This is a genomic window from Pseudomonas sp. AGC41, assembly GCF_057334555.1.
The window spans coordinates 67,044-78,759 of record NZ_JBHFJB010000004.1; the positions used below are offsets into that span (position 1 = coordinate 67,044).

Annotated in this window: 13 protein-coding genes; 4 read left to right on the forward strand and 9 right to left on the reverse strand. The window is 62.2% G+C overall.

Annotated features, from left to right (window positions below; all coding sequences use genetic code 11):
- The first annotated feature begins 150 nt into the window (after positions 1 to 150).
- The gene (locus ACE04F_RS00715; protein ID WP_486104066.1) at positions 151 to 1,350 is read left to right on the forward strand and encodes an MFS transporter; all 1,200 of its coding nucleotides are present in this window, start codon (positions 151 to 153) and stop codon (positions 1,348 to 1,350) included.
- Positions 1,351 to 1,412: 62 nt separating this feature from the next.
- Here ACE04F_RS00715 and ACE04F_RS00720 read toward each other — a convergent pair whose 3' ends face one another.
- From ACE04F_RS00720 to ACE04F_RS00735, 4 genes are all read right to left on the reverse strand, one after another.
- Positions 1,413 to 1,604, reverse strand: coding sequence for a PLDc N-terminal domain-containing protein (locus ACE04F_RS00720; protein ID WP_053149901.1), 192 nt, complete (start codon positions 1,602 to 1,604; stop codon positions 1,413 to 1,415).
- 71 nt (positions 1,605 to 1,675) lie between these two features.
- Positions 1,676 to 2,206, reverse strand: a complete 531-nt coding sequence (locus tag ACE04F_RS00725; protein WP_486104068.1) for a hypothetical protein — start codon at positions 2,204 to 2,206, stop codon at positions 1,676 to 1,678.
- A gap of 89 nt (positions 2,207 to 2,295) precedes the next feature.
- Positions 2,296 to 2,814 carry an ankyrin repeat domain-containing protein gene (locus ACE04F_RS00730; RefSeq protein WP_486104070.1) on the reverse strand — a complete coding sequence of 173 codons (519 nt, stop codon included), beginning with the start codon at positions 2,812 to 2,814 and terminating at the stop codon, positions 2,296 to 2,298.
- A gap of 93 nt (positions 2,815 to 2,907) precedes the next feature.
- Positions 2,908 to 4,731, reverse strand: a complete 1,824-nt coding sequence (locus ACE04F_RS00735) for a long-chain-acyl-CoA synthetase (protein ID WP_486104072.1) — start codon at positions 4,729 to 4,731, stop codon at positions 2,908 to 2,910.
- Between the two features lie 355 nt (positions 4,732 to 5,086).
- On the opposite strand from ACE04F_RS00735, the gene ACE04F_RS00740 reads away from it, so the two are divergent.
- Positions 5,087 to 5,365, forward strand: coding sequence for a DUF3509 domain-containing protein (locus ACE04F_RS00740; RefSeq protein WP_186637286.1), 279 nt, complete (start codon positions 5,087 to 5,089; stop codon positions 5,363 to 5,365).
- Between the two features lie 87 nt (positions 5,366 to 5,452).
- Here the strand turns inward: ACE04F_RS00740 and mtnC are convergent, their stop codons facing one another.
- Genes mtnC through aroC form a run of 5 tightly spaced genes read right to left on the reverse strand, consistent with a single transcriptional unit; the run spans position 5,453 to position 9,593 of the window.
- Positions 5,453 to 6,136, reverse strand: a complete 684-nt coding sequence (gene mtnC, locus ACE04F_RS00745) for an acireductone synthase (protein WP_486104074.1) — start codon at positions 6,134 to 6,136, stop codon at positions 5,453 to 5,455.
- 4 nt (positions 6,137 to 6,140) lie between these two features.
- Positions 6,141 to 6,686, reverse strand: coding sequence for a 1,2-dihydroxy-3-keto-5-methylthiopentene dioxygenase (locus ACE04F_RS00750; RefSeq protein ID WP_305496132.1), 546 nt, complete (start codon positions 6,684 to 6,686; stop codon positions 6,141 to 6,143).
- Positions 6,687 to 6,704: 18 nt separating this feature from the next.
- Positions 6,705 to 7,325, reverse strand: a complete 621-nt coding sequence (locus tag ACE04F_RS00755) for a methylthioribulose 1-phosphate dehydratase (RefSeq protein WP_486104076.1) — start codon at positions 7,323 to 7,325, stop codon at positions 6,705 to 6,707.
- Positions 7,322 to 8,467, reverse strand: a complete 1,146-nt coding sequence (locus tag ACE04F_RS00760) for an MFS transporter (RefSeq protein ID WP_486104078.1) — start codon at positions 8,465 to 8,467, stop codon at positions 7,322 to 7,324. Before ACE04F_RS00760 ends, ACE04F_RS00755 begins: the two co-directional genes overlap by 4 nt.
- A 34-nt stretch (positions 8,468 to 8,501) precedes the next feature.
- Positions 8,502 to 9,593: a chorismate synthase gene (gene aroC, locus ACE04F_RS00765; RefSeq protein ID WP_486104080.1), complete on the reverse strand. Its 1,092-nt coding sequence runs from the start codon at positions 9,591 to 9,593 to the stop codon at positions 8,502 to 8,504.
- A 129-nt stretch (positions 9,594 to 9,722) separates the two neighbouring features.
- Here aroC and ACE04F_RS00770 point away from each other — a divergent pair, with 129 nt between their 5' ends.
- Both ACE04F_RS00770 and ACE04F_RS00775 read left to right on the forward strand, forming a co-directional pair.
- Complete coding sequence (locus ACE04F_RS00770; RefSeq protein ID WP_486104082.1) at positions 9,723 to 10,688, forward strand: alpha/beta hydrolase; 966 nt, start codon at positions 9,723 to 9,725, stop codon at positions 10,686 to 10,688.
- Positions 10,689 to 10,806: 118 nt separating this feature from the next.
- Positions 10,807 to 11,595 (forward strand): hypothetical protein, encoded by a 789-nt coding sequence (locus tag ACE04F_RS00775; protein WP_486104084.1) that lies wholly within the window; start codon positions 10,807 to 10,809, stop codon positions 11,593 to 11,595.
- Positions 11,596 to 11,716: the final 121 nt, after the last annotated feature.

Sequence of the window (11,716 nt, forward strand, 5' to 3'; positions counted from 1 at the left end):
CCCCCCCCCCCACAAGAGCACTTTCGCATTCCCTCCAGCGCGTTCTACCATCAACCGCAGGCATGACCGCTATCAACCACAAGCCCTGTTCCAGAGCCCTGCAAGTCTTTAGCCTCTCGCCATCCCTTTCAATCGATCGATGAGATTGCCATGAGTGCTCATTCACCCGCCTCGCCCGCTGCCCTGACCCGGGGCATGGTCCTGCTGTTTGCCTTCTGCTGCGGCGCCATCGTTGCCAATATCTACTACGCCCAACCCATCATCGAACTGATCGCGCCCGACGTCGGCCTGTCCAGCACCATGGCCAGCCTGATCGTCTCGCTGACCCAGATCGGCTATGCCCTGGGCCTGTTTTTCCTGGTGCCGCTGGGGGATCTGCTGGAAAACCGGCGCCTGATGATCCTCACCACCGTGGTCGCAATCGCCAGCCTGCTGGGCGCGGCGTTTACCGAGCAGCCGAACGTGTTACTGCTGGTGTCATTGCTGGTCGGGTTCAGTTCCGTGTCGGTGCAAGTGCTGATTCCGCTGGCCGCGCACCTGGCACCGGAAGAATCCCGGGGACGGGTCGTGGGCGGGATCATGGGTGGCCTGCTGTTGGGGATCCTGCTGGCGCGGCCGGTGGCCAGCCTCGTCGCCGATCATTTCGGCTGGCGGGCAATGTTCATGATCGCCGCCGCGTTGATGGCGGCAATCAGCATCGTCCTGGCGTTCACCGTGCCCAAGCGCCAACCCGAGCACCGCGCCTCCTACGCTCAATTGCTGGGCTCGCTCGGTACCTTGCTACGCCAGCAGCCGCAGTTGCGCCAGCGGGCTTTGTACCAGGCGTGCATGTTTGCCACGTTCAGCCTGTTCTGGACCGCCGTCCCCCTGGAGCTGTCGCGCAACCATGGCTTGTCCCAGACTGAAATCGCGCTGTTTGCGCTGGTCGGTGCCATCGGCGCCGTCGCCGCGCCGATTGCCGGCCGCCTGGCGGACGCCGGCCACACCCGGATTGCTTCGCTGCTGGCCATGCTGTTCGCCAGCCTGAGTTTCCTGCCGGCGTTCATTCATCCGGCCTACAGCGTGATCGGCCTCGCGGTGACCGGCGTGGTCCTGGATTTCTGCGTGCAGATGAACATGGTCCTGGGCCAGCGCACCATTTACGCCCTTGATGCAAAAAGCCGCAGCCGCCTGAACGCGCTGTACATGACCAGCATCTTCGTCGGTGGCGCGTTCGGTTCGTCCATCGCCAGCGCCGTCTACGAGCATGGCGGCTGGCTGTGGGTAGTGATCGTCGGCAGTGCCTTCCCGCTCCTGGCCTTGCTGCGTTTCCTGAGTGCTTCGCAGAAGGCTTCGCCAGCGACGGCCTGATATCGTTGCGCAAAAAAAAAGCCCGACAGGCAGGACCTGTCGGGCTTTATTACATGGAGCGGTCAGACCCGCACGTTGCCCCGCGGTCCGGCAATCGCCCAGATGATCAGGCCCAACACCGGCAGCAGGAGAATCAGCAGCACCCACAGGACTTTCGCCCCGGTGCCCGCGCCACTCTTGAGCACATTGATGATCGCCCAGATATCGAGCGCCAGGATGATCAGGCCAATCAGGCCGTTGAAAGTGGAACCCATGGTGTCGCTCCCGAATGGTGGTATGCCCACTTAGGATAGCGGGGTCCGGGCAAGGGTTCCGTTTTATTGTTTCAGACGTGAACCGCGATCTTGAGCGCTTCCAGGGCGGGGGCCGCGGCGATGCCGACTTCGCCACACAGCTCCAGCACACGCGGCACGTCGTTGCCGTACACCAGCACCATCTGCAATTCATCGTCGAGCAACTGGCTGAAGTTCATCAGCACGTAGCCGCCGTTTTCCTTGTTCAGGCTGCTCATCTGGATCTGGATACGATTGAGCGCGGTCAGCGCCTCGGTCTTCGCCAGTTGCTTGGGCTTGAGGTTGAACGCGACGCCAGGGCCGAACGAGGCGACGATCTGCTCGAACAGGTCAACGTACGAGTCGGCCTGGAACAGCACCGTGTCAGGCAGGCTCCCAACCACCACCCACTCGCCCAGCGGGATCGGGAAGCTGTCGTCATAGTTGATGTCCGGGTTCGCCGCCAGGAACGCCGCCGGGTCGGCGTAGGCCTGGGCCGCTTCGTCGGCGATTTTCTCGATGTCCGCCTCGCCCAGGCAGCCGGAGCTGATTTTGCTGATGAGTTCGACGAGTGCGGCTTTCATGGGCGGATCCTGTGGCTGAATTTTCAGGCGCGCAGGATAGCGCATCACCCCAGGTCAAGTCAGGGACCCTGTGACTAGGGAGCCAGGCTTCAGCCCAACAACTTTTCCAACTGCGCCGTGGTGTCCACCGCGCCCATGGTCCTGGCCGCGTCCAGCGCCGAGACGCCGTTGGCATCCTTGGCCTTCGGGTCGGCGCCTTTGCTGATCAGGTAATCGACGATTTCCACCCGGTTGAACATCGCCGCCATCATCAGCGCCGTGCGCCCATCGAAGGAGGAGCCTTCGACTTGCGCGCCGCCATCGACGAGGGCCGAAACCACCGCCAGATCGCCCTTGAACGCCGCACCGGCAATCGGGCTCTGGCCGTTGTCGTTGCGGATTTCCGGATCGGCTTTATTCTCCAGCAGCACTTTTACCGTCTCCACGTGCCCGTGGTACGCGGCCAGCATGAGCAAGGTGTCGCCCTTGTGATTGCGCAGGTTCGGCGGCAGGCCCTTGCTCAACAGCGCGGCCATCATCGCGGCATCGCCCTGACGAGCGACGTTGAATACCTGCTCGGCAAACTCCGCAGCCTCTTCCGGGGTCATCTGGCGGTTTGTATCGGACATGGGCAACTTCCTCTGGCTTTCGCAAAGCCGCTAGTTTCCCGAGGGACTCAAAGCCTGTCATCCCTTTTTTCTCTGCAAGAGCCATAGCCACAATCAATAGCGGTACTGCCCACCCTGGATCAGCGTCGCCAGTTGGCGGTCAACTCGCACGTAGGTCGAGGTGTCGGGGAGCCAGGCGTAGATCGGTTCCTCGCCCGTGAGACAGGGGTCAAAGGCTTCGGCCTTGAGGCGGGTTTTCTGATACTTGAACGTGCCGGTCGTTTCCATCTTCACCTTGATCCGCAGGAACAGCGGCACCGCGTAGGCTGGCAGCTTGCCTTGCAGAAATTGCAGCAGCTCGTTGAAATCCAGGGTCGCGAGGGACTCGGCCGGGGTGATCGCGGCCATCCCGGCGCGGCCGTTGGTGCCGGTGATCTCCACGCCGTAGGCCACCGCCTCGGCGATCTGTGGATGTTGCAGGAGCACGTTTTCGACTTCGGTGGTGGAGACGTTTTCGCCTTTCCAGCGATAGGTGTCGCCGAGGCGATCAACGAACTGCCCGTGACCGAAGCCGATATTGCGCAGCAGGTCGCCAGTGTTGAAATAACGATCGCCTGGGACGAAGACGTCTCGGCAGACGGTTTTTTCGGTCTTGGCCGGATCGGTGTAGCCATCCAGCGGCGCCTTGTCGTCGATGCGCGCCAGCAGCAGGCCCGGCTCGCCCTTGGGGACTTTCTGCATGCGCCCTTGCAGGTTGCGCAAGGGCGCACCGCTGTCATGGTCGTACTGCACCAGTTCCCAACCCATCAGGGAAAACCCGACCGTGTTATCGAAGTTGAGGATGTTGGTGAAGCCGATATTGCCGTCGCTGGCCGCATACAGTTCGCAGATATGGCCAATCCCGAAGCGGGTCTTGAAGGCCAGCCAGGCGCCCGGGCGCAAGCCGTTGCCGATCATCTTCCGGACCTCATGCCGCCGGTCGTCGGCGCTGGCGGGCTGCTCGATCAGGTAGCGACACAGTTCGCCGACGTAACCCAACGTCGTCGCCCGGTAGCGACGCACGTCGCTCCAGAACTGGCTGGCGCTGAACTTGCGGCGGATGGCGAACCCCGAGGCACCACAAACCGCCGCGCCCCAGCACACGCACAAGCCGGTGGCGTGATACAGCGGCAGGGTGCAGTAAACGACGTCATCGGGCTGCATGTCCAGGGCGATCAGGCCAAAACTGGTGGAGGTGCGCATCCAGCGTCCATGGCGGAATACGCCGGCCTTGGGTAACCCGGTGGTGCCCGAGGTATAGAGATAGAAACAGGGGTCGTTGAAAAACACCTGTCTGCCAAGCGGATTATCGCCTGGGTAATCCTCGCTGCTGCCAATCAGGTCGACGAATCCGCACGGAGCCGCGCCACTGTCCTGGTCCGCCACCCACCAGGTCCGCGCATCCGCCAGCGCCGTTCGGCCGCGCACGTCGTTGAAGACAGCGACCCGTTCATCCCCGACCACCACCGCCACCGGCGCGACCAGCGCCAGGCTGTGCACCAGGGCGTCTCCGGTTTGCGATGTGTTGATCATCGCGCTCACCGCCCCGACTTTCGCCACCGCCAACACCGTAATCAGCAGCTGCGGGCGGTTTTCCAGAACAATCGCCACGCAGTCGCCCTTGCCAAGACCTTGCGCCAGCAAGTAATGGGCAATGCGATTGGCCTGTTCGTTGACCTGTGCATAAGACAGCACCGTGTCGCCGCAGAGCAGCGCCGGGCCGTTGGGATTGCGTTGCGTGGCCTGTTCGAAACACCAGCCAAGGCCGCAAGGCTGGGTGGGGTCCTGGACGTTGGCGAGTTTCAGGCCCTTGATGATTCGGGGAACAACTCTGGCGATGACGGGCAGTTTGCGCAGCATCATGCCCCAGGTAATAGCGTCGCTGGGTGTACGACTCATGGACGATCCTTCCCCGTTCGACCTTGTGGGCCGCGGTTCTTGTTATGGGTTGGGCGAATCTGGAGGGAAATTACGCCAGCGATTCCGCTGCTGTACATGCGGTTTTTGCAATGTTTTGTATCCGCTGCGGGGAACAAGCGAAGCGGGAGCGCCAGGATGCGGTTTGGTTCCAAAAATAATCGAGCATCCCCGCAAAATGCAGGATGCACGATAGCCGTTCATGCAAGATGCACGAATGCAAAAAAACATGAAAAGATTAAGTTATTGTTTTTAAAAGTATTTTTTACTATTCCAATGCTGGCACAGACACTGCAACTACCCCTCCACGGTTTGCCATACCATGGAGCAGTCAACTATGAACATGATTCAAGAGAAGTTTGCATCGCTGTTTTCCAACTACGAAGTCACCACGCAGCCTCGCCCGGACGGCGGCATTCTGCTGACCTTGCGTAACAGCGATGGCAAACTGTTCAAGCGTACGATTTCCTACGCTCAGTTGCATGCCGGGGATCAACTTTCCTGGGCGATCAGTGCCATTCGCCGCGACCTGGCTGAACAGGCCAGCGAACTGCCACCGGTCGCGATGCTGCAGAGCCAGCACCGTTTCGCGCTGCCGACCTATCACAGCGCCTGACAGCCAACAGCTTCAAGCTCTGAACAAAGACAGGCCATGGAACCCAGCGGTGCCATGGCCTGATTTTTTTCAGCAGCGAAAAGGCGTTCAGAAGCGCGAAGGTTCGATCTGCGCGAAGCTTTCAACGGTCGTGTGGCCGGCCAGATTGCCGCCCTCGCGGGCCAATCCGCAGGTTGCCATTCCGGCATTCCTGGCCGCGTCCAGTTCCTCGACGATATCCGACAGAAACAGGATTTGCTGCGGCGCAATGCCCATCGCCTCGCTGATTCGCCGATACGACTGCGCGTCCCGCTTGGCTCCCGACGTGGTGTCGAAATAACCGCTGAACAACGGCGACAGGTCGCCAGCCTCGGAACAGCCAAAAATCAGCTTCTGTGCCTGGATCGACCCCGAGGAATAGACAAACAACCGGTAACCTTGCTGATGCCAGGCCTCGAGCGCCTGCGCCGCGTCCGGATAGACATGCCCTTTCAACTGGCCGGCCGTGTATCCCTGCGCCCAGACCATACCCTGCAAGGCCTTGAGTGGCGTGGCCTTGCGGTCTTCGGCAATCCAGCCCAGGAGGATCGCGATGACCCGTTCGACGTCCGCGTCCGGCTCGGCGCTGTCGCGGCGCACGGCGTCCAGTTGCTCGGCGACGTCGGCGCGCCCGGCGTTGTGCCGGACAAAATCCGGCAGGTGTCGGGCGGCATAGGGAAACAGCACGTCGAATACAAAACTGACCGCGCTGGTGGTGCCTTCGATGTCGGTGAGGATAGCCTTGATCGTCACGGGCTCAGTCCTCCAGGCGCGGGAAACGGCTGGCGATTTCATCACCGGTGAACTTGGCGACCCAGCCTTCCGGGTTATTGAACAGCCGAATGGCGACGAAATGTGGGTGCTCGCCCATGTCGAACCAATGCGGCGTACCGGCGGGCACCGAGATCAGATCATTTTTTTCGCACAGTACCGCGTAGACGTAGTCGTCGATATGCAAAGTGAACAGGCCACGACCGGCGACAAAAAAGCGGACTTCGTCCTCGCCGTGACGGTGTTCATCAAGAAACTTGGCGCGCAGTTCGGCTTTTTGCGGGTGGTCGCTGTTGAGGCTGATGACATCCACCGTGACATAGCCGCGCTCGGTCATGAGCTTGTCGATCTGGGTCCGGTAGGCGCCAATCACTTCCTCCTGGCTGGCGCCGGGCTGGATCTTCGTCGCGGCTTCCCAACGATCGAAGCGCACGCCTTTTTCGGCGAGGGTCGCGGCGATGTCTTCGAAATGGGTCAAGACCTTGTTCGGAATCTCGGGGCTTGAAACGTGATAGACGGACAGGCTGCTCATGGTCATGGCTCCAGCAATTTAACGGTTCAAGAGTGTGCGAGTCTTGAGCTCGCATTCGAACAGGAACTCGAACGCCTCGATCTGCCGCAGCGCATCGTTCATGCCCGGCCCCCAGGTGTACAGGCCGTGCCCACGGATCAGATAGCCGACGCAATCGGGGTGCGCGTCGAGCCAGGGCTGAACCTTGGCGGCGAGGCGCGCGATGTCCTGGTCGTTGTCGAAAATCGGCACGCGAACCTGGGACTCATGGGTCGTGACTCCGCTGAAAGCCTTTTGCAGCTCGTAGTCCTCGAAGTCGATGAAGGCTGCGCTGGTCAGGCGCGAGAGCACCGTGGCATTCACCGAATGGGTGTGCAGCACCGCGCCGATCTGCGGACGCCAGCGATACAGCTGGGTGTGCAGCAGGGTTTCGGCGGACGGTTTCTTGCCCGGCTCCAGGCTGTTGCCGTCCAGGTCGGTGGCGAGCACATCGTCGCCGCCCAGTTGCCCTTTGTGTTTGCCAGACACGGTGAGCAGGGCCTGGTCGGACGACAACCGGGTCGAATAATTACTGCTGGTGGCCGGGGACCAGCCGCGACCATACAGAAAACGCCCGGCGTCGATGATTTCCCGGGTGAGTTGTTCACGGGTAAGGCTCATGGCCTGTCCTCTTGCATGCGTGTGGCAATGATAACGGCTGCAGCGAAGGCTGCGAGACTGGCGATGTTGAAAGTCCAACCGGCGCCCAGGGCATTCCAGCTGTAGCCGGAATACAGTGCGCCCAGCGCCCCGCCGGTGCCAGCCAGCGCGGCGTACAGCGCCTGCCCCTGACCTTGCTGGCGTGAACCGAAGCTACGTTGCACGAAATGGATGGCAGCGGCGTGAAAACTGCCAAAGGTCGCTGCGTGCAGGACCTGGGCAAGCAGCAGCACCCAGAGAAACTCCGCCAACGACCCCAGTAACAACCAGCGCAGCGCCGCCAGCAGGAAGCTGGCCAGCAACACCCGGCGCACGGAAAACCGCGCCAGGATCCGGCTCATCAGCAGGAAAACCAGCACTTCCGCAACCACACCGACGGCCCACAGCACGCCGATCAATCCGCGGCTGTAGCCCAGGCGTTCCAGGTGCAACGTCAGGAAGGTGTAATACGGCCCGTGGCTCAGTTGCATCAGGCCGACGCAGGCATAAAACGCCAGCACGCCCGGATTGCGCAACTGCCGCAGGAAACCGTCCCCGGCCACCCGCGGCCCCTGCACGGGCTGGGCGTTGGGCACCCAGAAACTGCTAAGCACGATGCCGCCCATGATCAACGCCAGCGCCACGGGATAGATGTCCAGGCTCAACCATTCGAACAATCGACCGAGCGCGACCACGGTGATGATGAAGCCGATGGAGCCCCACAGGCGGATCTGGCTGTAGCGCGCCGCCTGCCCGCTCAAGTGGGCCAGGGTGATGACTTCGAATTGCGGCAGCACCGCGTGCCAGAAAAACGCATGCAGCGCCATGACCATCGCCAGCCAGGCGTAGCTTTTGTCGATGAAGATCAGCGAGAAACTGAGCAGCGTACAGATCGCGCCAAACCGCACGATCGCCAGGCGCCGGCCGGTGTAGTCACCCAGCCAGCCCCAGAGATTCGGCGCGACGCAGCGCATCAGCATGGGAATCGCCACCAGCTCGCCAATGCGCGCGGCGTTGAACCCGAGGTGATCGAAGTACAGCGCCAGGAACGGCGCGGTCGAACCGAGCAGCGCAAAGTAAAACAGATAGAAGCTGGAAAGCCGCCAGTACGGCACTGCCGCCATGCTCGTCAGGCCACGGCGGTCGGCAGGCCAGCCATCAAAGCTGACCCAACACCGGCGTGCCGACCCGAACGTCGGCGTTCTGCCCGCGATGACGCAACAGGTGGTCCATCAGCACGATCGCCATCATCGCCTCGGCGATCGGCGTTGCGCGAATGCCCACGCAAGGGTCGTGGCGGCCCTTGGTAATGACGTCCGCCGGGTTGCCGTGGATGTCGATCGAGCGTCCCGGCGTGGTGATGCTGGACGTCGGCTTCAACGCCAAGTGAGCGACAATCGGCTGGCCCGAAGAGATGCCGCCAAGGATGCCGCCGGCGTTGTTGCTGAGGAAACCCTGGGGCGTCAGTTCGTCACGGTGTTCGGTGCCACGCTGGGCGACACAGGCGAAACCGGCGCCGATCTCCACGCCCTTGACTGCGTTGATGCTCATCAGCGCGTGGGCCAGTTCGGCGTCGAGACGGTCGAAGATCGGCTCGCCCAGGCCAGGCATCACGCCCTCGGCGACCACGGTGATTTTCGCGCCGACCGAATCCTGGTCCCGGCGCAACTGGTCCATGTAGGCTTCAAGCTCGGGAACCTTGTCCGGGTCGGGGCTGAAAAAGGCGTTCTGCTCCACCGAATCCCAGGTCTTGAACGGGATCTCGATCGGCCCGAGCTGGCTCATGTAGCCACGGATGACGATGCCCTGGCTGGCCAGGTACTTCTTGGCGATTGCCCCGGCCGCCACGCGCATGGCGGTTTCCCGCGCCGAACTGCGACCGCCGCCGCGGTAGTCGCGCTCGCCGTATTTGTGATGGTAGGTGTAGTCGGCGTGGGCCGGGCGGAACAGGTCCTTGATGGCCGAGTAGTCCTTGGACTTCTGGTCGGTGTTGCGAATCAGCAGGCCGATGGCGCAGCCGGTGGTGCGTCCTTCGAACACACCGGAGAGGATTTCGACTTGATCGGCTTCCTGGCGCTGGGTGGTGTGGCGGCTGGTGCCGGGCTTGCGGCGATCAAGGTCACGCTGCAGGTCCTCCAGGGAAATCTCCAGGCCCGGCGGGCAGCCGTCGACAATGGCGACCAACGCCGGGCCATGGCTTTCGCCCGCGGTGGTGACGGTGAACAGCTTGCCGTAGGTATTGCCGGACATGCAGGGTGCTCCGTGGAATCGCTGAAAAATCGAGATGGGCGCCAGTATACGCAGGCTCCCCGAGTAGTTCATCCTCGAACCTTATCGGTGCGCGCCAGTCCAACCGGCACCTTCGCAACTAATGGCTTCATGATGTTAAAACTGTTTGCCTTGAGTCTCGCCCTCTTGACAGGCCTGGTCAGCGGCCTGGCCCAGGCCACCGTCCTGCAACGTCCCATCAGCCTCGATACCGGCAACGGTGAACTTTTCGGCTCGCTGCTGCTGCCCAAATCCGATACACCGTTGCCCGTTGTCCTGATCATTTCCGGGTCAGGTCCTACGGATCGTGACGGAAACAACCCCGAGGGCGGGCGCAACGACAGCCTCAAGCGCCTGGCCTGGGTACTCGCCAGGCACAACATCGCCAGCGTCCGCTACGACAAGCGCGGCGTGGCCGCCAGCCTCGCCGCCACGCCGGACGAGCGTAACCTTAGCGTCGAGGCCTACGTGGCCGATGCCGTGGCCTGGAGCCACAAGCTCGCCGCCGATCCGCGACTGGGTCCGTTGATCCTGCTGGGCCACAGCGAAGGCGCGCTGATCGCCAGCCTCGCGGCGCCCCAGGCCAACGCTGCGGCAGTGATTTCGGTGGCCGGAAGTGCCCGGCCGATCGACCAAGTGCTACGGCAACAGCTGAGCAGCCGCTTGCCACCGGCGCTGATGTTGCGCAGCAACGAGTTACTCGACAGCCTCAAGGCCGGGCGCCCCGACGCGAACGTTCCTCCACAGCTGCAGGTGATTTTCCGTCCCAGTGTGCAGCCTTACCTGATCTCATTGTTCCGCCAGGACCCGGCCCAGGCCTTCGCGGCACTGAAGATGCCGGCGCTGATCATCCAGGGCAGCCATGACATCCAGGTCAGCGTCGAGGACGCCAGGCAGTTGAAAGCCGCCAAGCCTGACGCACAACTGGGCCTGATCGAGGGCATGAACCATGTGATGCGCATTGTGCCCAACGACGTGAAGCGGCAACTGGCGTCCTATAAGGACCCCAACCTGCCCCTGGCGGCTGAACTGGGTGTGCAGATCCTGCGCTTTATCGGCTCGATCGGTGCCCGTTGAGCGGACTTGATCGCCATACCGGCCAATTGCCCTCCAGTCCTGGCGAAAACGGCCGATAAACCGACGTCGGGCAGCGCAATGGCTGTCGACAAGCCGGCCTGGACAGGATTTTGCCGTTATGACTGAGACTCAAACTTCTCCCGACACCGTCGCCGAACCGGCCGCCGCGCCTGCGGCGGAGCAGCCTTGGGCGGATGTGCAGGCCGAGCAGCATAAAATGCTCCGGCTGGCCCCGCTCAAGACCGATCGCGCCACCGGTGTGCGGCCCTTGCGTTTTGTCGAGTTCAGCTACGCCGAGCGCCACAGCAAGGAGCGCAGCCTGCTGCGCATGAGCATCAAGTTGCCCGGCCAACGAGTGCGCAAGGAACAGAACCATCTGGACGTCTGGGCCGACCACGTCGAGAAACGTCTGTCTTTCTCCCCTGACAACTTGCAAGTCGAGCCTTTGAATCGTGGAATCGGGCGCTTCCTCGCCGCCCAGGGCATCACTTGGGCGAAGAAGCGCTGGTCGAGCTATCGGGTGGACGGCAGCGACCTGAACAACAAGGACGCACTGAACGAAGACACCCGCCTGCGCCGCGATCACTTCCTCAAGGCCCACGGCTTCGAGGTGGTCTACGCCGACGCCCAGCACCTCAAGGGCAGCGTCAAGGCCGCCCAGGTTGGCGACCTGGTGGGCGACTGGAACACCGAAAAACTGCAGTTCGTCGAGATTCTCGAAGCCGCGCAGATGCTGCAACAAGCCGAGCAGAACCTGGCGGAGCAGGAAGTCAAACTCAAGAAGCAGGAAGAGAAGGTCAACAAATTCAAGCGCGAAGACACCGGCTTGCGCTTTACCATCACGTGCCTGGTGGCGTTTGCCATGTTCCAGGCGGGGCTGCTGATCTGGATTGCGACGCGGCATTAACAGCGCGTGAATAACCCCTGTGGAAGCGACGCAAAAAACCGTGGAGAGGGAGCTTGCTCCCGCTCGGCTGCGCAGCAGTCGTAAACCTGGCGACTCCTATCTCAAACCTTTGAAGCGGGGG

Coding starts and splice junctions, on each gene's coding strand:
- ACE04F_RS00730 (WP_486104070.1), bottom strand. CDS start 2,814: ATGTCCGATACAAACCGCCAGATGACCCCGGAAGAGGCTGCGGAGTTT.
- ACE04F_RS00715 (WP_486104066.1), top strand. CDS start 151: ATGAGTGCTCATTCACCCGCCTCGCCCGCTGCCCTGACCCGGGGCATG.
- aroC (WP_486104080.1), bottom strand. CDS start 9,593: ATGTCCGGCAATACCTACGGCAAGCTGTTCACCGTCACCACCGCGGGC.
- ACE04F_RS00760 (WP_486104078.1), bottom strand. CDS start 8,467: ATGGCGGCAGTGCCGTACTGGCGGCTTTCCAGCTTCTATCTGTTTTAC.
- ACE04F_RS00755 (WP_486104076.1), bottom strand. CDS start 7,325: ATGAGCCTTACCCGTGAACAACTCACCCGGGAAATCATCGACGCCGGG.
- ACE04F_RS00775 (WP_486104084.1), top strand. CDS start 10,807: ATGACTGAGACTCAAACTTCTCCCGACACCGTCGCCGAACCGGCCGCC.
- ACE04F_RS00725 (WP_486104068.1), bottom strand. CDS start 2,206: ATGAAAGCCGCACTCGTCGAACTCATCAGCAAAATCAGCTCCGGCTGC.
- ACE04F_RS00740 (WP_186637286.1), top strand. CDS start 5,087: ATGAACATGATTCAAGAGAAGTTTGCATCGCTGTTTTCCAACTACGAA.
- ACE04F_RS00770 (WP_486104082.1), top strand. CDS start 9,723: ATGATGTTAAAACTGTTTGCCTTGAGTCTCGCCCTCTTGACAGGCCTG.
- ACE04F_RS00735 (WP_486104072.1), bottom strand. CDS start 4,731: ATGAGTCGTACACCCAGCGACGCTATTACCTGGGGCATGATGCTGCGC.
- ACE04F_RS00750 (WP_305496132.1), bottom strand. CDS start 6,686: ATGAGCAGCCTGTCCGTCTATCACGTTTCAAGCCCCGAGATTCCGAAC.
- ACE04F_RS00720 (WP_053149901.1), bottom strand. CDS start 1,604: ATGGGTTCCACTTTCAACGGCCTGATTGGCCTGATCATCCTGGCGCTC.